The organism is Pseudomonas sp. JV245A, from assembly GCF_032424515.1.
In the GTDB taxonomy this organism is placed as follows: Bacteria; Pseudomonadota; Gammaproteobacteria; order Pseudomonadales; family Pseudomonadaceae; genus Aquipseudomonas; species Aquipseudomonas protegens.
In genome coordinates, this window is sequence record NZ_VYKE01000103.1 from 1 (window position 1) to 20,356 (window position 20,356).

A 20,356-nucleotide genomic window follows, 5' to 3' on the forward strand; every position below is an offset into this window, starting at 1 on the left:
TCGCTGGAGCACCAGGACAGCGCGGTCAAGGCCGAGAGCTGTGGAGACTGCCAGAGCTACCTGAAGGTGTTCTATTACCCACACGATCAGACGCTGGAGCCGGTGGCCGACGATCTCGCGTCCTTGGCCCTGGATGCCGGGCTTGAGGCTGAAGGCTTCGCGCGAAGCAGCATCAACCCGTTCCTGTTTCCCGGCCAGGCATGACGTCTGGCGGCCCGAGAAATCCACCGAAGCGGCTAGCTCGAAGGTCTGCGCTGCCCCAGCCCCAGGCTGGACAGCAACTGATATCGGAGGAATCGGTGATCCCAGCACCCAAAAGCCTCGTAGAAATGGGCTTGCCAACGAAAGCACCCGGGCGTCGAAAGGCCCTTTTCGCGGGCCAGTCGACTCCGGTAGCACCGGCCAATATTGCGTCAGCCGCAATAACTAATTGCACGCCAGGGAATTGATAGCAGCCTAACGAAAGGTGCATGCTAGAGGGCTTGCTTGGCGCTTATATCATTCCGAATGATAGTTACCTTCGCTTCATTCGATTCGTGAGATACAACCCTGCCGAGCATCATCCGCCCATCTCAAATACAGTGGCGGATGCACCATGGACCAGTCAGTCAAACTCCTACGTTTTCCACTCGCCGTTCTCGCCGTGCTGGTGATGAGCGCGTGCGGCAAAACCCCTGAGACCGCCTCCGCCCCGCCCGCTGCCAAAGTCAGCGTGGCCAAGGTGCTGGAACAGCCGGTCAACGAATGGGATGAATTCACCGGGCGCCTGGAAGCCCCGGAAACCGTGGAGATCCGACCTCGGGTCTCGGGCCAGATCGATCAGGTGGCCTTCACCGAAGGCGCCCTGGTGAAGAAAGGCGACCTGCTGTTCCAGATCGACCCACGGCCTTTCCAGGCTGAAGTACGCCGCCTCGAAGCCCAGCTGCAACAGGCTCGGGCCACCGCGACCCGCAGTGCCAACGAAGCCCAGCGCGGCCAGCGCCTGCTGACCAGCAACGCGATTTCCGCCGAGCTGGCCGACACCCGCACCAGCGCCGCCCAGGAAGCCCGGGCAGGGGTCGATGCGATCCAGGCCCAGTTGGACGTGGCCAAGCTCAACCTGAGTTTCACCCGGGTGGTGGCGCCCATCAGCGGCCGGGTCAGCCGCGCGCAGATCACCGCCGGCAACCTGGTGACCGCCGATGTCACCCCGCTCACCAGCCTGGTCTCCACCGACAAGGTCTACGCCTACTTCGACGCCGACGAGCGCGTGTACCTCAAGTACACCCAGCTCGCCCGCCAGGGCCAGCGCGGCCAGACCACCCCGGTGTACTTGGGCCTGTCCAATGAAGAAGGCCACCCGCACCTGGGGCAGATGAACTTCGTCGACAACCAGGTCAACCCCAAGACCGGCACCATCCGTGGCCGCGCGGTGTTCGACAACAGCGACGGCAGCTACACCCCGGGCCTCTATGCGCGCCTGAAACTGGTGGGCAGCGGCACCTACTCGGCGATGCTGATCAACGACGAAGCCGTGGGCACCGACCTGGGCAAGAAGTTCGTGCTGGTGATGGACGCCGACAACAAGCCGGCCTACCGCGCCGTGGAACTGGGGCCGAAGATCGAAGGCCTGCGCATCGTGCGCAACGGTCTGAGCAAGGACGACACCATCATCGTCAAGGGCTTGCAGCGGGCACGTCCCGGCGCACCGGTCACGCCTGAAGTGATCCCCATGGCCAGCAAGGAAACCCTCGCCGCCCTGGCCCAACAACGCCAAGCACTGGAAGCCAGCAACCTGCCGCAGGTCACCCCTGCCAAGGCGGCTCCGGCTGTGAAACTCGCCGCTGCGACACCGCGCGGTTAAGGGACGACTCTCAAGATGAATTTTTCCCAGTTCTTCATTTCAAGGCCGATCTTCGCCGCGGTGCTGTCGCTGCTGATCCTGATCGCCGGCGCCATCTCGCTGTTCCAGTTGCCCATCAGCGAATACCCGGAAGTGGTGCCGCCCACCGTGGTGGTGCGCGCCAACTTCCCGGGGGCCAACCCGAAAGTCATCGGTGAAACCGTGGCCGCGCCCCTGGAACAGGCGATCACCGGGGTCGAGAACATGCTCTACATGTCCTCGCAATCCACCGCTGACGGCAAGATCACCCTGACCATCACCTTCGCCCTGGGCACCGACCTGGACAACGCCCAGGTGCAGGTACAGAACCGCGTGACCCGCACCCAGCCCAAGCTGCCCGAAGAAGTGACGCGCATCGGTATTACCGTGGACAAGGCCTCTCCGGACCTGACCATGGTGGTCCACCTGACCTCGCCGGACAAACGCTACGACATGCTCTACCTGTCCAACTACGCCCTGCTCAACATCAAGGATGAGCTGGCGCGCCTGGGCGGCGTGGGGGACGTGCAGCTGTTCGGCATGGGCGACTACTCGTTGCGGGTCTGGCTGGATCCGAACAAGACCGCTTCGCGCAACCTGACCGCCACCGACGTGGTCACCGCCATCCGTGAACAGAACCGCCAGGTCGCCGCCGGTGCCCTGGGCGCGCCGCCTGCGCCCACCGCCACCAGCTTCCAGCTATCGGTCAACACCCAGGGCCGCCTGGTCACCGAGGAAGAGTTCGAGAACATCATCATCCGCTCCGGTGAGGACGGTGAGATCACCCGCCTGAAGGACATCGCCCGCATCGAGCTGGGGTCGAGCCAGTACGCTTTGCGTTCCCTGCTCAACAACCAGCCGGCGGTGGCGATCCCGATCTTCCAGCGCCCGGGCTCCAACGCCATCGAGATCTCCAATGAAGTGCGGGCCAAGATGGCCGAACTCAAGCAGAGCTTCCCGCAAGGCATGGACTTCAGCATCGTCTACGACCCGACCATCTTCGTCCGCGGCTCCATCGAGGCCGTGGTGCACACCCTGTTCGAAGCCCTGATCCTGGTAGTGCTGGTGGTGATCCTGTTCCTGCAGACCTGGCGTGCCTCGATCATCCCGCTGGTGGCCGTACCGGTGTCGCTGATCGGCACCTTCGCGGTCATGCACCTGTTCGGCTTCTCCCTCAACGCCCTGTCGCTGTTCGGCCTGGTGCTGGCCATCGGCATCGTGGTGGACGACGCCATCGTGGTGGTGGAGAACGTCGAACGTAACATCGGCCTGGGCCTGAACCCGGTGGAAGCCACCAAGCGTGCCATGCGTGAAGTGACCGGCCCGATCATCGCCACCGCCCTGGTGCTGTGTGCGGTGTTCGTACCGGCGGCCTTCATCAGTGGCCTGACCGGGCAGTTCTACAAGCAGTTCGCCCTGACCATTGCCATCTCCACGGTGATCTCGGCCTTCAACTCCCTGACCCTGTCGCCGGCCCTGGCCGCGGTACTGCTCAAGGAACACCATGCGCCCAAGGACCGCTTCTCGAAGATCCTCGACAAGCTGCTGGGGGGCTGGCTGTTCAAGCCGTTCAACCGCTTCTTCGATCGTGCCAGCCATGGTTACGTCGGCACCGTGCGCCGGGTCATCCGCGGCAGCGGCATCGCGCTGTTCCTCTATGCCGGCCTGATGGTGCTGACCTGGTTCGGCTTCGCCCACACCCCGACCGGTTTCGTCCCGGCCCAGGACAAGCAGTACCTGGTGGCCTTCGCCCAACTGCCGGACGCCGCTAGCCTGGACCGCACCGAAGACGTGATCAAGCGCATGTCCGACATCGCCCTCAAGCAGCCCGGCGTGGAAAGCGCGGTGGCCTTCCCTGGCCTTTCGATCAACGGCTTCACCAACAGCCCGAACAACGGCATCGTCTTCGTCACCCTGAAACCCTTCGACGAACGCAAGGACCCGAGCATGTCCGCCGGGGCCATTGCCGGTGCCCTGAACGGCAAGTACGCGGATATCCAGGACGCCTACATGGCGATCTTCCCACCGCCGCCGGTACAGGGCCTGGGAACCATCGGCGGCTTCCGCCTGCAAGTGGAGGACCGCAGCGGCCTGGGTTACGACGAGCTGTACAAGGAAGTGCAGAACGTCATCACCAAGAGCCGTAGCGTGCCGGAACTGGCCGGGCTGTTCACCAGCTACCAGGTCAACGTGCCCCAGGTGGATGCTGCCATCGACCGGGAAAAGGCCAAGACCCACGGCGTGGCGATCTCCGACATCTTCGACACCCTGCAGATCTACCTGGGTTCGCTGTATGCCAACGACTTCAACCGCTTTGGCCGCACCTACCAGGTCAACGTTCAGGCCGAGCAGCAGTTCCGTCTCGAACCCGAGCAGATCGGCCAGCTGAAAGTGCGCAACAACAAGGGCGAGATGATTCCCCTGGCGACCTTCATCAAGGTCAGCGACACCGCAGGCCCCGACCGCGTGATGCACTACAACGGTTTTGTCACCGCGGAAATCAACGGCGCAGCGGCCCCGGGCTACAGCTCCGGGCAAGCGGAAGCGGCGATCGAGAAACTGCTCAAGGAAGAACTGCCCAACGGCATGACCTACGAATGGACCGAGCTGACCTACCAGCAGATCCTGGCCGGTAACACCGCGCTGTTCGTCTTCCCGCTCTGCGTGCTGCTGGCCTTCCTGGTGCTGGCCGCTCAGTACGAAAGCTGGAGCCTGCCACTGGCGGTGATCCTGATCGTGCCCATGACCCTGCTGTCGGCCATTACCGGGGTGATCGTCTCCGGGGGCGACAACAACATCTTCACCCAGATCGGCCTGATCGTTCTGGTGGGCCTGGCCTGCAAGAACGCGATCCTGATCGTCGAGTTTGCCAAGGACAAGCAAGAGGAAGGCCTCGACCCGCTGGCCGCGGTGCTGGAAGCCTGCCGCCTGCGTCTGCGGCCGATCCTGATGACCTCCTTCGCCTTCATCATGGGCGTGGTGCCCCTGGTGATCTCCAGCGGCGCCGGTGCGGAAATGCGTCATGCCATGGGTGTCGCGGTGTTCTCCGGGATGCTCGGGGTGACCTTCTTCGGCCTGCTGCTGACTCCGGTGTTCTATGTACTGATCCGCAACTACGTGGAGCGCAGCGAGGCGCGCAAAGCCGCCCGTGCTCTGCAACTGGAGGCGCAACAATGAGTTCCAAAGTCTTCCTGCCGAGCCTGCTGGTGCTGGCCCTGAGTGCCTGCGCCGTCGGTCCGGACTACCAGAGCCCAACCACCGAGGCGGCGCACATCAGCGCCGCCACCGATGGCGCTGCGGGCCAGAAGAACTTCGACCGCGCACGCTTCGAAGGCATCTGGTGGCAGCAATTCGATGACCCGACTCTCAACCAGCTGGTGAGCAAATCGTTGCAGGGCAACCGTGAACTGCGGGTGGCCTTCGCCCGCCTGCGGGCCGCCCGGGCGATTCGCGATGACGCCAGTAATGACGCCATGCCCACCATCACCAGCCGCGCCAGCAGCGACCTGGCCAAGGGGCAGATCCCCGGCCAGACCACCAAGCGAGTGAACAGCGAGCGCTACGACCTGGGCCTGGACATGGCCTGGGAGCTGGACCTGTTCGGCCGCATCCAGCGCAACCTGGAAGCCACCGACGCCGACCAGCAGGCCGCCGAGGCCGACCTCTACCAACTGCAGGTGACCATGATCGCCGAGCTGGTGGACGCCTACGGCCAGTTGCGCGGCGCACAGCTGCGGGAAAAGATTGCCCTGGCCAACCTGGACAACCAGCAGGAGTCGCGCAAGATCACTGAAAGCCTGCGCGACGCCGGGGTCGGCGACCAGCTCGATGTGGTCCGCGCCGACGCCCGCCTGGCTTCGGTGGAAGCCAGCGTGCCGCAGTTGCAGGCCGAGCAGACCCGCCAGCGCAACCGCATCGCCACCCTGCTGGGTGAACGCCCGGACAAGCTCAGCGTCGACCTGTCGCCGGCGCAGCTGCCGGCCATTGCCAAGGCCCTGCCGATTGGCGACCCGGGCGAGCTGCTGCAACGCCGGCCGGACATTCTCAGCGCCGAACGCAAGCTGGCAGCAGCCACCGCGCGCATCGGCGTGGCCAAGGCCGACCTGTTCCCGCGGGTCAGCCTCAGCGGCTTCCTCGGCTTCACTGCCGGGCGCGGTTCGCAGATCGGCTCCTCGGCGGCCAATGCCTGGGCCCTGGGCCCGAGCATCACCTGGGCGGCCTTCGACCTGGGCAGTGTGCGAGCCCGCCTGCGCGGCGCCGACGCCAATGCCGACGGCGCCCTGGCCAGCTACGAGCAGCAGGTGCTGCTGGCCCTGGAGGAATCGGAAAACGCCTTCAGCGACTACGGCAAGCGCCAGCAACGGCTGATCTCCCTGATTCGCCAGAGCGAATCCAGCCGCGCCGCCGCGGACCTGGCCGAGATCCGCTACCGCGAAGGCACCGTGGACTTCCTGGTGCTGCTCGATGCCCAGCGTGAACGCCTGGCCGCCGAAGACTCCCAGGCCCAGGCCGAAGTCGACCTGTACCGCGGCATCGTCGCCATCTACAAGGCCCTGGGTGGTGGCTGGCAACCGGAGACGGTAGCCAGCAAGTAAGGATTTGCAACGAGCTCCTTTGGTTGGCCGCAACCAACCAATGTTTGGCCCCGTGGATCATTCGGTCGCGGGGCTTTTTTTTGCCCGGCTCAAGGGTCTCTTCGCCGGCAAGCCGGCTCCTAAAAGAGCCCGCGCAACGCATGGCCCCAAACGCATGGCCCCGAATACATGGCCCCGGTAGGAGCTGGCTTGCCAGCGAAGGCGCCCGCCAGAACACCGCCCACCCCAAGCCCGTTGATAGAGGCCGTCGATCATGTGGTTGGCCATTGCGATTGGACAGCCCCACAGCGCGCTCCTACTCTTCACTCGCCGCGTAATCGCCCTGGCCTCCGCCCTCATGATTGTCCGCCCCAAGCCGAACCTGATCGGCATCCTCTTCGCCCTCAAGGGCTCGATTGCCAAGCGCATTGCCCTGCGCTGCGTACTGGTCACACTGCTGGCCTCGGTGATCGTGCTGGTGGAAACCCTGCAACCGAGCTATTTCTCCAAGGTCAACGCCACGCCCTTCACCCTGCTGGGGCTGTCGCTGTCGATCTTCATGAGTTTTCGCAACAACGCCTGCTACGACCGCTGGTGGGAAGGCCGCAAGCAATTGGGGCAGTTGATCATCGAGGTGCGTTCGCTGATCCGTGAAAGCCTGATCATCGACGGCCACCCCGAGCGCGAGGGCATGCTGCGCGACCTGTGCGGCTTTGCCCACAGCCTGATCGCCCGCCTGCGCCATGAAGACGAGGCCGCCGCCCTGCGCCCCTGGGCCCAGGCCAGCCTCGACCCCGGCCACCCGAACCTCACCGACGCGCAGTTGCAACGCATCGGCCAGCGCTGCTCGCAGTGGGCCCAGCAGGGGCTCATCAGCGAATGGCGCTACACCCAGCTGGAAACCCGGCTGGTCAGCCTGAGCCTGGTGCAGGCCGCCTGCGAGCGGATCCAGAACACCCCGCTGCCCTTCCCCTACACCCTGCTGCTGCACCGCACCATCTACCTGTTCTGCATCCTCCTGCCGTTCGCCATGGCCGAGCCCCTGGGCTGGCTGACGCCGATCTTCACCGCCATTGTCAGCTACACCTTCCTGGGCCTGGACGAGATCGGCGACGACCTCGAAGACCCTTTCGGCTATGACGACAACGACCTGCCGTGCAGCGCTCTATTGCGCGGCCTGGAGCGCGAAGTCCTGGCGGCGCTGGGGCAAACCGAGCTGCCGCCGCTGCTGGAGCCGCAGGAGTACGTGCTGACCTGAACCGGGGTTTGACTCAAGCCGGTTCCTGACCGAAGCTTGCGCCTTCCAAAAGTCGCCAGCTTCCGGATTCCTGCATGTCCCAGCCCCGCCGCTACCTGCTGATCAGCCTGCTTACCGTCGTCGTCCTCGCCCTGGCCTGGAGCTTTCTGCGCAGCAGCCCGCCGCAGGTTCCCGAGGCCATCAAGCATGGCTACAGCGCGGCACTGGAAAAAGCCCGCAACGGCCAGCCTGGCGCGGCGCGCGTGCTCTACCAGCAGTTGGGCCGGCCCGACCTCGACGACCAGCAGCGCATCCGCCTGCTGGCAGTGCTGGCCAACTACCCCAGCCCCCAGGCACTGAAACTGGCGGACGCCGACCTCTATCACCCTTCTGCCGAGGTGCGCAAAGCGGCGATCAAGAGCGTGCTCGGCCTGGTGCCCAGCGGCCAGCGCAGCCTGCTGCTGGGGCCGTTGCTGGACGATCACGAACAGAGCGTGCGCTTCGCCGCGGTGGACGCCCTGCTGGGCCTGAGCCCCGACGACCAGGGCCTGTACTTCGGCCCGTTGCAGCAGGTGATCGACGAATACACCCAAGTGCTCAAGACCCGCGGCGACAACGTCGAGGCCCAGTACCAGCTGGCTCGCCTGTACCTGCACAATGCCGATCTGATCAAGGCCCAGCAGACCCTGGAACAGGCCCTGCGCCTGGCCCCGGACAACCTGCAGGCAGTGGTGCTGCAGATCGAAGTGCTGGACAAGCAGGGCCAGAGCGATGCCGCCCGCCAATTGCTGGCCAAGCAGTTGCAGGCACAGCAGGATTCGGCCTACCTGCAACATGCCCTGGGGCTCTGGCTGCTGCACCATGGCCAGGGTGAGTTCGCCCTGCTCGGCTTGTCCCGGGCGGTGGAACTGGAGCCTAACAACGCCGCCTACCGCTACGACCTGGCCACCACCCTGCACAGCGAACAGGAGCTGGAAGCGGCGCAGAAGCAACTGGAGGAAATCGTCCAGCGCCAGCCCTACAACCGCAAGGCGCGGGTGCTGCTGATCAGCTACTGGAAGGAAAGCGGCCAGTTGCAGAACGTCCAGATCCTGCTGGCCCAGCTGGAACAGCAGAACCCCGACGACCCGGCCCTACAGCAGGGCCTGTAGCCGCCTCCCGGGCCTTGCCTCGCGATCCCCAGCCGAACCTTTGGCGCTCTTGAGCCCCCGCGCCTGCTGCGTCGGAATGCCGCCCAAGCCGTTCGCAGCCTGCGCCAGCGGCTACAAGAGCCAGCACAAAACCTGTAGCCGCTGCCGAGCCTGCGAGGCTGCGAAAAGGCCCGCAGGGCCTTGCCTGGCAATCCCCAGCCGAACCTTTGGCACCCTTGCCCCCCCTGCGCCTGCTGTGCTCAGCAGCGGCTCCACGGCGACAAAAGGTTGAACCGTGCCAGCGGCAGGCGGTCAAGTGATTTATCAGCGATATCAAGGTGCTCGACGCCGTCGCCGATCACTTGGACCTATTTGCGAGGGCATTGTTTGTCGACCTCATCTGCGTTGCTCAGCGAAAAAGCCGCCACCGGCATCGAAGGCCTGGACGATATTCTCTCCGGCGGATTGTCACGTAGCCATGTGTTCCTGCTGGAAGGCGAACCCGGTACCGGCAAGACCACCGTGGCCTTGCATTTTCTGCGGGCCGGCGCCGCCGCCGGCGAGCGCTGCCTGTACATCACCCTCTCGGAAACCGAGCGCGAGTTGCGCCAGGGCGCGCAATCCCACGGCTGGCAACTGGACGAGAACATCCACATCTTCGAGCTGATCCCGCCGGAAAGCCTGCTCAACGCCGAGCACCAGCAGAGCCTGCTGTACTCCTCGGACCTGGAGCTGGGGGAAGCCACGCGGCAGATCTTCGAAGTGGTGGAGCGGGTCAAGCCGACCCGGGTGGTGCTCGACAGCCTTTCGGAAATCCGCCTGCTGGCGCAAAGTTCCCTGCGCTACCGGCGGCAGATCCTGGCGATCAAGCACTACTTCGTGCGCTATGACGCCACCGTCCTGCTGCTGGACGACCTGACCACCGAATCCCTGGACAAGACCGTGCACAGCGTGGCCCACGGGGTGATCCGCCTGGAAGAACTGACCCCCAGCTACGGCGCCGAACGCCGGCGCATCCGGGTGGTGAAATACCGCGGCCAGAAGTACCGCGGCGGCTTCCATGACTTCACCATCATGGGCGACGGGGTCCAGGTGTTTCCGCGCCTGGTGGCCGCCGAGCACCGCGGTCAATACCAGCGCCTGACCCTGACCAGCGGCATCACCGAGATGGACGCGCTGCTGGGGGGCGGCATCGAGACCGGCTCCAGCACCCTGATCCTCGGCCCCGCCGGCACCGGCAAATCGCTGATCTCGATGATCTTCGCAGCGGCCGCCGTAGCCAGGGGAGAGAAAGCCGCGCTGTTCATCTTCGATGAGGAGCTGGGGCTGCTGTTCGAGCGCATGCGCAACATGGGCATCGACCTCAAGGCGCTGCAGGCCAGCGGCAACCTGATCATCGAACAGGTGGACGCCGCCGAGCTCTCGCCGGGGGAGCTGTCCTACCGGGTGCGACGCTGCGTCGACCAGGAGCGGATCAAGACCGTGGTGATCGACAGCATCAACGGCTACCAGGCAGCGATGCCCGAGGAAAATGCCTTGGTGCTGCACATGCACGAATTGCTGCTGTACCTCAACCGCCAGGGCGCCGCCACCTTCATGACAGTGGCCCAGCATGGCCTGGTGGGCGACATGCAGGCCCCGGTGGACATCACCTACCTGGCCGACACCGTGATCCTGCTGCGTTACTTCGAGGCCCTGGGCAAGGTGCGCCGGGCCATTTCCATCATCAAGAAACGCACCGGCAGCCACGAGTCGACCATTCGTGAATACCGCATTAGCGCTCGTGGCCTGACCATAGGCGAGCCCCTGGAAGCCTTCCAGGGCGTGCTGCGGGGCGTACCCACTTACCTGGGCGAGAGCAAACCCCTGCTCAGGGATGAGGGCCAATGAGCCCCGACCTGGACTTTTCCGAACGGGCTCTGGTGCTCACGCCCCACGGGCGTGACAGCCAACTGGCGCAGATGATGCTCAAGGAGGCCGGCTTCAGCAGCCTGATCACCCCGCACCTGCCCGCCCTGTGCGAGCAGCTGGAGCACGGCGCCGGGCTGGCGATCATCGCCGCCGAAGCCTTGCGCGGGGTCGACCTGGAGCCCCTGCTGCGCCACCTGGAACAGCAACCGGCGTGGTCGGACCTGCCCATCGTGCTGCTGACCCAGCACGGCGGCCCCGAGCAGAACCCGGCATCGCGCTTCAGCGAGCCCCTGGGCAACGTCAGCTTTCTGGAACGGCCCTTCCACCCGGCGACCCTGATCAGCCTGGTCAGCGCCGCCCTGCGGGGCAGGCGCCGGCAGTACGACGCCCGCGACCGGCTGATCGACCTGAGCCAGAGCGAACTGCGCTTGCAACGCACCCTGGAGACCCTGGAACAGCAGGTGGAAGAACGCACCGCACAACTGCGGCACAACGAAGAAGCCCTGCGCCAGTCACAGAAGATGGAAGCCGTGGGACAACTCACCGGCGGCATCGCCCACGACTTCAACAACATGCTCACCGGCATCATCGGCAGCCTGGAGCTGTTGCGCCGGCGCCTGGCTCGGGGCCGCACCGAGGACCTGGACAGCCTGATCGACCTGGGGGTGACCTCGGCCAACCGCGCCGCCGGCCTGACCCACCGCCTGCTGGCCTTCTCCAGGCGCCAGTCGCTGGACTCCAAGCCGGTGGAGATGAACGCCCTGGTGACCTCCATGGACGAGCTGCTGCAACGCAGCCTCAGCGAAAGCATCGAGCTGGACATGCGCCTGGACCCGCAGCTATGGGTGGCCGAAGCCGACCCCAACCAACTGGAAAGCGCCCTGCTCAACCTGGTGCTCAACGCCCGGGACGCCATGCCCAACGGCGGCCGGCTGCTGGTGGAAACCCTCAACCAGCGCCTGGCCCCGGACTTCGCCCAGGCCCACGACAACCTCAAGCCGGGGGACTACGTGCTGCTGCGAGTCAGCGACAACGGCTGCGGCATGCCCGAAGCGATCATCAACCGCGTGTTCGATCCGTTCTTCACCACCAAGCCCATCGGCCAGGGCACAGGGCTGGGGCTGTCGATGATCTACGGCTTCAGCAAGCAGTCCCGCGGCCATGTGACCCTCAACAGCACCCTGGGCCGGGGTACCGAGGTCAGCCTGTACCTGCCGCGTTTTGTCGGCGACCTGGAGCAGGCCGAACACCCTCTGGTGCAACAACCGCCCAATGCGCAGAACGGTGAAACCGTGCTGATCGTCGAGGACGACCCGGCGGTGCGGGTGCTGGTCTGTGCGGTGCTCAGCGAACTGGGCTACGCCTTTGTCGAAGCCGGCGATGCCCGCAGCGCCATGCCGATCCTCGACTCGGCGCAGCGCATCGACCTGCTGATCAGCGATGTCGGGCTGCCGGGCATGAATGGCCGGCAACTGGCGGAAATCGGGCGGCAGATCCGTCCGGAGCTCAAGGTCCTGTTCATCACCGGCTACGCCGAGCACGCGGCGGCCCGTGGTGGCTTTCTCGAACCCGGCATGCAACTGATCACCAAGCCGTTCACCTTCGACCTGCTGACCGCCAAGGTGCGGGAAATGATCCGCGACTGATAGCCGGGCTTCAGGCCAGCAATTGCTGGATCTGTTCCTGCAGGCTGTTGAGGTCGAAGGGCTTGGCCAGGATCGGCGCCTTGCGGGTGATGGGGCTGCCGCATTCGAGGATTTCGTTGGGGTAGCCGCTGATGAAAATCACCTTCAGATCCGGACGCAGCTTCACGGCGGGCTCGGCGATCATCACCCCGGTGATCCCGCCCGGCAGGCGGTAATCGGTGATCATCACGTCCAGGTGCGGCTTGCTGGCGAGAATCTCGAACGCCTGCTCGCCATTCTCGGCCTGCAGCACCCGGTATCCCAGGCCCGACAGGTAGTCGGCCAGAAGCATCAGGATCACTGGTTCATCTTCGACGATCAGTACGACGTCTTGTGCATCTTCACTCATGGAAAACCTTTGCTCGGTCAATTGCTGCTGTTACGACCATTGGGTCACGCAGAGGTTGCGTGCGCGTTACGCTTTTAATGATTCACCGGCCAACGGGCCTCTACAGGGGCAGGCTCACGCGAAACAGCGCGCCCTCGCCGATCCGGCTCTCGACACTGATGGCACCACCATGGGCGGTGACGATCTGCTCGGAAATGAACAGCCCCAGGCCCAGCCCCGCCGCCACGTGGTTGGCACTGACCCGTTCGAACTGCTGAAAAATGCGCTTCTGGTTGTCTTCGCTGATACCGATGCCGTGGTCACGCACCTCGACCCGAGCCTCGCCGTCCTGGGCATAGACCCGCACTTCGATCGGGCTCTTGGCGCCGTAGCGCAGGGCGTTGGTCAGCAGGTTGGAAACCACCTGTTCGATGCGGAACTCGTCCCAGTTGCCCTCCAGTGGCTGCTCTGCCTGCAGGCTCAGGGACGACTGCGCCGCTTCCACCTGAGGCGCGAAGTTTTCCACCAGCCCGCGCACCAGTTGCGCCAGATCGAACCGCGAGGGGCGGATCGACAGCTTGCCGGTACGGATGCGCGAGATGTCCAGCATGTCCTCGATCAGGCGGATCAGGCTTTTGATCTGGCGCTCGTCGCGGTCGACCATGGCGTGCATCTTGTCCAGGCTGAAGGCCGCGGCGTTCTCCCGGGCCAGGTGCATCTTGCGCAGCTGGGTCTCGAGAATCAGGCCATTGAGCGGCGTGCGCACTTCGTGGGCGACGATGGACATGAAGTCATCGCGCATGCGCACCGCCTGCTCCAGCTCGTTCTGGGTGGCCTGGAGCTTCTGGAGTAGCGCTTCCTGCTCGCGCCGGCTCTGCTCCAGGGCCTCGACCTGCTGCTTCATGGCCTTGCTTTGGCGGTACAGGTCGACGAATACGTTGACCTTGCTCTTCACCGCGTGGATGTCCAGGGGCTTGTGCAGAAAGTCCACCGCCCCGCTCTCGTAGCCCTTGAAGGCGTAGTTGAGCTCGCGCCCGGCGGCGCTGACGAAGACGATGGGAATGTTCTTGGTCTTCTCGGTGCCGCGCATCAGCTCGGCCAGCTCGAAGCCGTTCATGCCGGGCATCTGCACATCGAGGATAGCCATGGCGAACTCATGCTGGAGCAGCAGCGACAAGGCTTCGTCAGCCGACAGCGCCTTGTACACCGTACGGTCCTCGCGCTTGATCAGCGCCTCCAGGGCCAGCAGGTTCTCCGGCAGATCGTCGACGATCAGCAGCTTGGCTTGAATATTACTTAACATGGGTTCCTTCCAGCTCGGCAAGCAGACGGCTGATGCCGCGCAAAGGGAGAATGTAGTCCGGTTGATGCAGGGCCAGGGCGGCGTCCGGCATGGTCGAGACATGGGCCTCATTGGGGTCCTGGACGATGGTCAGGCCACCCTGGCGCTTGACCTCGGCCAGGCCGCGGGCGCCATCCTGGTTAGCCCCGGTCAGGAGCACCGCGGCCAGGTTCCGGCCATAGGCATCGGCGGCGGACTCGAACAGGTAGTCGATGGCCGGGCGTGAGTGATGCAGGCGTTCTTCCTGGCTCAGGGACAGGCTGCGGTCCTGCTCCACCGACAGGTGATAGCCGGGCGCGGCGAAGTACAGGGTGCCAGGCACGATCTGCTCCTTGTCGTCGGCTTCCTTCACCGCCAGCGCCAGACGCCGGCCGAAGACTTCGGCCAGCTGGCTGCGGCGCTCGTCGGGCAGGTGCAGGACCACGATCACCGGCAGGCGGAAACCCTGGGCGAAACCGCTGAACAGCTTCAGCAAGGCTTCGACCCCACCCGCAGAGGCCCCTACCACGATCGCCTCGATCTGCGGCCAGAAACCCTGGCTGACAATCTCCTGGCTCATGTCTTGCGATAGATCCGTTCTTGTTTGACCAAGGGCTCGAAGTGCTTGCCATAGGCGGAGAAGTCCAGGGTTTCCTTGCTGCCCAGCACCAGGAAACCACGATGGCAGAGGGACTCGTGAAACAGTCCGAAGGCACGATCCTGCAATTTTTTATTGAAATAAATCAATACGTTACGACAAGAAATTAATTGAGTTTCGGAGAATACACTGTCGGTCGCCAGGCTGTGGTCGGCGAAGGTTACGTTCTCGCGCAGGCTCTTGTCGAAGATCGCGTAGTCGTAGGCCGCGGTGTAGTAGTCGGCAAAGGAGCGCTGGCCGCCGGCCTGCTGGTAGTTGTGGGTGTAGGCCCGCACGTTCTCCAGGGAAAAGATGCCTTGCTTGGCCTTCTCCAGGGAGCTGGGGTTGATGTCGGTGGCATAGATGATGGTGCGCTCCAGCAGCCCCTCTTCGCGCAGCAGGATGGCCATGGAGTAGACCTCCTCCCCGGTGCTGCAGCCGGCGATCCAGATCTTGATCGAAGGATAGGTCTTGAGCAGCGGCACCACCTCCTGGCGGATCGCCAGAAAGTGCGACGGGTCGCGAAACATCTCGCTCACCGGAATGGTCAGGAACTGCAGCAACTGCATGAACGCGGTGGGGTCGTGCAGCACCCGCTCCTGCAACGCAGAAATGGTCTTGCATTCGAACTGGCGCAAAGCGTGGTTGACCCGGCGCTTGATCGAGGCACCCGAGTAGTCGCGGAAGTCGTAGCTGTACTTGAGGTAAATAGCTTCGATCAGCAAACGCAGTTCGATCTCGGTATTCCGCTCCACTAAATTCTTTCCATCTTGGGTAGCCACACACGGATAAGGGAAAACAGCCGGTCCAGGTCAATGGGCTTGGCCAGGTAATCGTTGGAGCCGGCCTGCAGGCAGCGCTCCTGGTCATCCTTCATGGCCTTGGCGGTGACCGCGATGATCGGCAGCTTGCGCCAGCGCGGATCCTTGCGGATCTGCACCGTGGCTTCGAAACCGTCCATCTCCGGCATCATCACGTCCATCAGCACCAGGTCGATATCCTCGACCTCATTGAGCCTGGCAATGGCTTCATGGCCGTTACGGCCGATCACCACTACCGCGCCCTTATGTTCCAGGGCGCTGGTCAGGGCGAAGATGTTGCGCACGTCATCATCCACCAGGAGGATCTTGCGGCCCTCGAAGACCTTGTCGCGGCTGCGGGCGGTCTTGAGCATCTTCTGCCGTTCATGGGACAGCTGGGATTCGACTTTGTGCAGAAAAAGCGTCACTTCATCCAGCAGGCGCTCCGGCGAGCGCGCGCCCTTGATGATGATCGAGCGCGAATACTTGCGCAGCTCGGCCTCTTCATCCCGGGTCAGGTTGCGCCCGGTGTAGACGATCACCGGCGGGAAGGAGCAGATATCCTCGGTGGACATGCGCTTGAGCAGGTCGTTGCCGAGCATGTCCGGCAGCTTGAGGTCGATGACCATGCAGTCGTAGACGTTCTCGCGCAGCAGGTCCAGGGCATCCTGGGCCAGGCCCACGGCGGTGATCTCGATGTCATCGTCGCCGATCAACCGGGCAATGCTGTCGCGTTGCAGGTCGTCGTCCTCCACCAGCAGCACGCGCTTGACCTTCTGCGTCAGCTTGGCTTCCAGGCGGGCGAAGACATCCTTGAGCTCCTCGCGGGTGGTGGGCTTGACCGCATAGCCCACGGCGCCCATGTGCATGGCCGCTTCCACCCGGTCTTCCACCGAAATCACGTGCACCGGGATGTGCCGGGTCTGGGCGTTCTCCTTGAGGCGCTGCAACACGGTCAGGCCGGAGTGGTCCGGCAGGCGCATGTCCAGCAGGATGGCGTCCGGGATGAACTGGGCAGCCAGGCTGTAGCCTTCGTCGGCGCCGTGGGCCACCAGGCAGTGGTAACCCAGCTCGTGGGCCAGGTCGAAGAGGATGTGGGCAAAGTTCGCCTCGTCTTCCACCACCAGGATGCAACGACTGCTGAACGGCGCCTTGTCGCGGTCATCGGCGAAGCGCGGAATGTCCGCCCCCGGGGCCTCGGCCACCGGCTGCGGCAGGCTGGCAGGCTGAGGCGCGGCCACGGGCGCGACTGGGGCCGGCGGCGCCACCAGCGGCTCGGCGGCCTCCTGGTACTGCTCTGGCAGCACCAGGGTGAAGATACTGCCGCGGCCGGGTTCGCTGCTGACGCTGATGGAGCCGCCGAGCAGGGTCGCCAGATCCCGGGAGATCGACAGCCCCAGGCCGGTGCCGCCATAACGCCGGTTGGTGGTGCCATCGGCCTGGCGGAAGGCCTCGAAGATGCTTTGCTGCTGATCCTGGGCAATGCCGATCCCCGAATCCTGCACGGCAAAGGCGATACCGGCCCCCGGCTGAGCGGACACCGTGAGGCTCACCTGGCCCTTCTCGGTGAACTTGACCGCATTGGACAGCAGGTTCTTGAGAATCTGCTCGACCCGCTGGCGGTCGGTGAACAGCATCTGCGGCGCTCCCGGTTGCAGCTCCACCTTGAATTCCAGGCCCTTGTCCTGGGTCAGCGGCTGGAACAGGCTGCGCAGCCCGTCCACCAGGCGCGGCACGCTGGCGTTCTCCGGGCGCACTTCGAGCTTGCCGGCCTCGACCTTGGAGATGTCGAGGATGTCGTTGATCAGGTTCAGCAGGTCATTGCCCGCGGAATAGATCGACTCGGCGAACTTGACCTGCTCGGGGCTGAGGTTTTCCTGGGGGTTTTCCGCCAGCAGCTTGGCCAGGATCAGCGAGCTGTTGAGCGGCGTGCGCAGCTCGTGGGACATGTTGGCAAGGAACTCGGACTTGTACTTGCTGGAGCGCTGCAACTCTTCGGCGCGCTCCTCGAGCTGGGTCTGGGCCTCGTTGAGCTCGTTGTTCTTGCGGTCCATGGCGTCGCGCTGATCGGCCAGGATCTGCGCCTGCTCCGCCAGTTGCTCGTTGGTCTGCTCCAGCTCCACCTGCTGGGTTTCCAGGTGCACCTGGGATTCCTTGAGGATCCGCGACTGCTCTTCCAGCTCCTCGTTGGCGGTCTTGAGCTCTTCTTGCTGCACTTGCAGCTCTTCGTTGAGCTGCTGGGTCTCGGCCAGCACTTCCTGCAGGCGCTGGCGATAACGCGCGGCCTCGATGGAGGTGCCGATATTGCCGGCAATCAGTTCCAGCAGCTCGACGTCGCGCTCGCTCAAGGCCCGCAGGAAGCCCAGCTCGATCACCCCGTTGACCCGATCGTCGTCACGGGTCGGCACCACCAGCACGCTGCGCGGCGAACCATCGCCCAGGCCGGAGCTGACCTTGAAGTAATCGGCGGGCACCTCGTCCAGACGGATCAGGCGCTTGTGCTGCGCGGCCTGCCCCACCAGCCCTTCGTCACTGTACAGCGACTGTTCCTGGGCTTCCTGTTCCCGGGAGAAGCCATAGGACGCCACGCGCCTGAGGCCACCGTGCTCCTCGCGCACATAGAGCGCCGCCACCGGTGTGTCCAGGTACTGGGCGCAGAATTGCAGGATGTTGCGCCCCAACAGGTTCAGGCTCAGCTGGCCGAGCATCTGCTCGGCCAGTTCGGTCTGGCCGTTGCGCAGCCAGGCCTGCTGCTCCAGGCGCCGGGCGCTCTTTTCCTGGGCTTCGAGGTTGTCGCTGTAGCTCTTGGACAGTGCCAGCAGGTCACGACGGCCGATGTAGGCCAGCAGCGCGCTGATGCCCACCACGAACAGCAGGTACAGCACCACGCTGAAAATGGTGGTGCGGGTAACGTTCTCGTTACGCTCCAGGCGCAACTGCTGCTCCATGGCCACCGCGTCGTCGTATTCCTTGCGGATCTCGTCAGTCAGGCGCTTGCCACGCCCGGCCTGCACCGCCCCGCGGTAATCACCGCTCTGGCGGCGCAGGTCGATCATGCCCTGGGCAAAGTTGTTCCACTCCACCTGCAGGGCTTCCAGGCGCTTGAGCCGGTCCACCTGCTGCGGGTTGTCCACCACCAGCTCCTGCAAGCTGCGCAGTTCGCTGACGATGCGCGGCTTGGCCACTTCGTAGGGGTCCAGAAAGTGCTCGTCGCCAGTGATCAGGAAGCCGCGCATGCCGGTTTCCAGGTCGATGGTCAGGCGCGCCGACTCGTTGAGGTTGTTGATCACTCGATCAGTGTGCTGCACCCACTGGATGACCGAGAGCAGGTAGGTGATCAGGGACACGAAAAAAATCGCGCTGAGTACACCGACACCCAGCGGCAGGCTGATGTTGCGGGTCAGCAGCTTGCGGAAACTCTGTTCATCAACCGAGGACGGACGAATCATTTGATGGGCCTTGGCGCTGGTGAAAAAAAACGAAGTTTGCCCCACATTCAGCCAGGACAGCTATTTTTTATAACCAAGGTAGCGCTCGCTTGCGATTTGTCCTGCCGTGGGACAAAGGAAGCGGTTATTCTTGCCGACGCTTGTACAAGGGGATTTTTTTGTACAGCTTCGGGAACTTGTGGCAAGCCGGCACTTACTGATGCACAGGGCTGCCTGCCGCACTGCCCCGCCGAATTCATTTCTTGAGAGTGTCCCTATGCCCGCCAGCGCCTCCACCATCCTAGTCGTCGAAGATGATGCCATCGTGCGCATGCTGATTGTCGATGTCCTTGAAGAACTGGAGTTCAGCGTGCTGGAGGCCGACGGCAGCGAAGCGGCCCTGAGCCTGCTGGAGGACGCCGGGCAACATATCGACCTGCTGATGACCGATGTCGGCCTGCCCGGGATGAACGGCCGCGAGCTGGCGGAGCGTGCCCGCACCCTGCGGCCGCAGTTGCCGGTGCTGTTCGCCAGTGGTTACGCCGAGTCCATCGAGGTGCCGGCCGGCATGTCGGTCATCGGCAAGCCGTTCTCCATCGACCAGCTGCGCGACAAGGTGCGGAGCATTCTCGGCTGAGGCCAGGCAGCCTGCTCGGGCGCTGGCGCGCTGTGGTTTAATGGCGGCCTTTTTTACCCCCCGCCTGCCAGGAATGCCCGCTCATGAGCCCCACCGCCGCAACCAAAGTCCTGATCATTGGTTACGTCTGGCCCGAACCCCGCTCCTCCGCCGCCGGCGGGCACATGATGCAGATCCTCCAGAGCTTCCTCGAACAGGGCTGGGAGCTGACCTTCAGCAGCCCGGCCAACGAGGGCGAACACAAGGAAGACCTGACGGCCCTGGGCATTCGTGAATGCCCGATCGAACTCAACAACGCCAGCTTTGACCGTTTCGTCGCCGAGCTGGCACCGGATATCGTGCTGTTCGACCAGTTCATGATGGAGGAACAGTTCGGCTGGCGGGTGGAGCAGCATTGCCCGAATGCCCTGCGGGTGCTGGAGACCTCCGACCTGCAATGCCTGCGCCATGCCCGGCACCAGCGCCTCAAGGATGTTCTCAAGGAGGGCTCCGAGGAAGACGACTTCAGCCCGCTGTTCGCCCAGGCGCCGGAGCAGGAATTCCAGCACATGGCCGTCACCGACCTGGCCAAGCGCGAGATCGCCGCCATCTATCGCTGCGACCTGAGCCTGATGATCTCCGAGGTGGAAATCGAGCTGCTGGTGCAGCAGTTCCACTTGCCGCCGGCCCTGCTGCACTGGTGCCCACTGATGCTCGGGCAACTGCCGCAGGGCTTTGCTCCCTTCGAGCAGCGGGCGCACTTGCTGAGCATCGGCAACTTTCGCCATGCGCCGAACTGGGACGCCGTGCTGTGGATGAAGAACCGCG

At 64.2% G+C, this 20,356-nt stretch carries 14 protein-coding genes and 1 pseudogene; 10 read left to right on the forward strand and 5 right to left on the reverse strand.

The features are described from left to right. The 8 genes from fdhE to F6S12_RS22715 form a co-directional block, all read left to right on the forward strand. Nucleotides 1-204, forward strand: a 204-nt coding sequence (fdhE, locus tag F6S12_RS22680) for a formate dehydrogenase accessory protein FdhE (protein WP_315869346.1), incomplete at its 5' end; no start/stop codon positions are given. Between the two features lie 391 nt (nucleotides 205-595). Further along, nucleotides 596-1,843 carry a multidrug efflux RND transporter periplasmic adaptor subunit MexE gene (gene mexE, locus F6S12_RS22685; RefSeq protein WP_169891511.1) on the forward strand — a complete coding sequence of 416 codons (1,248 nt, stop codon included), beginning with the start codon at nucleotides 596-598 and terminating at the stop codon, nucleotides 1,841-1,843. 15 nt (nucleotides 1,844-1,858) lie between these two features. Further along, nucleotides 1,859-5,038 carry an efflux RND transporter permease subunit gene (locus tag F6S12_RS22690; protein ID WP_011061524.1) on the forward strand — a complete coding sequence of 1,060 codons (3,180 nt, stop codon included), beginning with the start codon at nucleotides 1,859-1,861 and terminating at the stop codon, nucleotides 5,036-5,038. Next, nucleotides 5,035-6,456, forward strand: coding sequence for an efflux transporter outer membrane subunit (locus F6S12_RS22695; RefSeq protein WP_019095825.1), 1,422 nt, complete (start codon nucleotides 5,035-5,037; stop codon nucleotides 6,454-6,456). The genes F6S12_RS22690 and F6S12_RS22695 overlap by 4 nt, the downstream gene beginning before the upstream one ends. 337 nt (nucleotides 6,457-6,793) lie before the next feature. Then, nucleotides 6,794-7,693, forward strand: coding sequence for a bestrophin family protein (locus F6S12_RS22700; RefSeq protein ID WP_011061526.1), 900 nt, complete (start codon nucleotides 6,794-6,796; stop codon nucleotides 7,691-7,693). Nucleotides 7,694-7,767: 74 nt separating this feature from the next. Further along, a complete protein-coding gene (locus F6S12_RS22705; RefSeq protein ID WP_315869347.1) occupies nucleotides 7,768-8,823 on the forward strand; it encodes a tetratricopeptide repeat protein in 1,056 nt (351 codons plus the stop codon). Nucleotides 8,824-9,189: 366 nt separating this feature from the next. Beyond that, nucleotides 9,190-10,692, forward strand: coding sequence for an ATPase domain-containing protein (locus F6S12_RS22710; RefSeq protein WP_015635782.1), 1,503 nt, complete (start codon nucleotides 9,190-9,192; stop codon nucleotides 10,690-10,692). Continuing rightward, nucleotides 10,689-12,359 carry an ATP-binding protein gene (locus tag F6S12_RS22715; protein WP_161466288.1) on the forward strand — a complete coding sequence of 557 codons (1,671 nt, stop codon included), beginning with the start codon at nucleotides 10,689-10,691 and terminating at the stop codon, nucleotides 12,357-12,359. The genes F6S12_RS22710 and F6S12_RS22715 overlap by 4 nt, the downstream gene beginning before the upstream one ends. 10 nt (nucleotides 12,360-12,369) lie before the next feature. On the opposite strand, the gene F6S12_RS22720 is transcribed toward F6S12_RS22715, so the two are convergent. The 5 genes from F6S12_RS22720 to F6S12_RS22740 form a co-directional block, all read right to left on the reverse strand. Then, nucleotides 12,370-12,747 (reverse strand): response regulator, encoded by a 378-nt coding sequence (locus tag F6S12_RS22720; protein WP_011061530.1) that lies wholly within the window; start codon nucleotides 12,745-12,747, stop codon nucleotides 12,370-12,372. Nucleotides 12,748-12,847: 100 nt separating this feature from the next. Next, nucleotides 12,848-14,029 (reverse strand): hybrid sensor histidine kinase/response regulator, encoded by a 1,182-nt coding sequence (locus F6S12_RS22725; protein ID WP_011061531.1) that lies wholly within the window; start codon nucleotides 14,027-14,029, stop codon nucleotides 12,848-12,850. Beyond that, entirely contained in the window at nucleotides 14,019-14,627 is a 609-nt protein-coding gene (locus F6S12_RS22730) for a chemotaxis protein CheB (protein ID WP_053151864.1), read from the reverse strand. The genes F6S12_RS22725 and F6S12_RS22730 overlap by 11 nt, the downstream gene beginning before the upstream one ends. Continuing rightward, a complete protein-coding gene (locus F6S12_RS22735; protein WP_011061533.1) occupies nucleotides 14,624-15,439 on the reverse strand; it encodes a CheR family methyltransferase in 816 nt (271 codons plus the stop codon). Before F6S12_RS22735 ends, F6S12_RS22730 begins: the two co-directional genes overlap by 4 nt. Continuing rightward, complete coding sequence (locus F6S12_RS22740) at nucleotides 15,439-18,933, reverse strand: response regulator (RefSeq protein ID WP_315869348.1); 3,495 nt, start codon at nucleotides 18,931-18,933, stop codon at nucleotides 15,439-15,441. The genes F6S12_RS22735 and F6S12_RS22740 overlap by 1 nt, the downstream gene beginning before the upstream one ends. Before the next feature lie 256 nt (nucleotides 18,934-19,189). Here F6S12_RS22740 and F6S12_RS22745 point away from each other — a divergent pair, with 256 nt between their 5' ends. Next, nucleotides 19,190-19,549, forward strand: a complete 360-nt coding sequence (locus tag F6S12_RS22745; protein ID WP_011061535.1) for a response regulator — start codon at nucleotides 19,190-19,192, stop codon at nucleotides 19,547-19,549. Between the two features lie 83 nt (nucleotides 19,550-19,632). Beyond that, nucleotides 19,633-20,356, forward strand: a pseudogene (locus tag F6S12_RS22750) (glycosyltransferase); the annotation flags it as partial.

Excerpts from the sequence above, each read along its gene's own strand:
- mexE (WP_169891511.1), top strand. The coding sequence starts at position 596 with ATGGACCAGTCAGTCAAACTCCTACGTTTTCCACTCGCCGTTCTCGCC.
- F6S12_RS22690 (WP_011061524.1), top strand. The coding sequence starts at position 1,859 with ATGAATTTTTCCCAGTTCTTCATTTCAAGGCCGATCTTCGCCGCGGTG.
- F6S12_RS22695 (WP_019095825.1), top strand. The coding sequence starts at position 5,035 with ATGAGTTCCAAAGTCTTCCTGCCGAGCCTGCTGGTGCTGGCCCTGAGT.
- F6S12_RS22700 (WP_011061526.1), top strand. The coding sequence starts at position 6,794 with ATGATTGTCCGCCCCAAGCCGAACCTGATCGGCATCCTCTTCGCCCTC.
- F6S12_RS22705 (WP_315869347.1), top strand. The coding sequence starts at position 7,768 with ATGTCCCAGCCCCGCCGCTACCTGCTGATCAGCCTGCTTACCGTCGTC.
- F6S12_RS22715 (WP_161466288.1), top strand. The coding sequence starts at position 10,689 with ATGAGCCCCGACCTGGACTTTTCCGAACGGGCTCTGGTGCTCACGCCC.
- F6S12_RS22720 (WP_011061530.1), bottom strand. The coding sequence starts at position 12,747 with ATGAGTGAAGATGCACAAGACGTCGTACTGATCGTCGAAGATGAACCA.
- F6S12_RS22725 (WP_011061531.1), bottom strand. The coding sequence starts at position 14,029 with ATGTTAAGTAATATTCAAGCCAAGCTGCTGATCGTCGACGATCTGCCG.
- F6S12_RS22730 (WP_053151864.1), bottom strand. The coding sequence starts at position 14,627 with ATGAGCCAGGAGATTGTCAGCCAGGGTTTCTGGCCGCAGATCGAGGCG.
- F6S12_RS22740 (WP_315869348.1), bottom strand. The coding sequence starts at position 18,933 with ATGATTCGTCCGTCCTCGGTTGATGAACAGAGTTTCCGCAAGCTGCTG.
- F6S12_RS22745 (WP_011061535.1), top strand. The coding sequence starts at position 19,190 with ATGCCCGCCAGCGCCTCCACCATCCTAGTCGTCGAAGATGATGCCATC.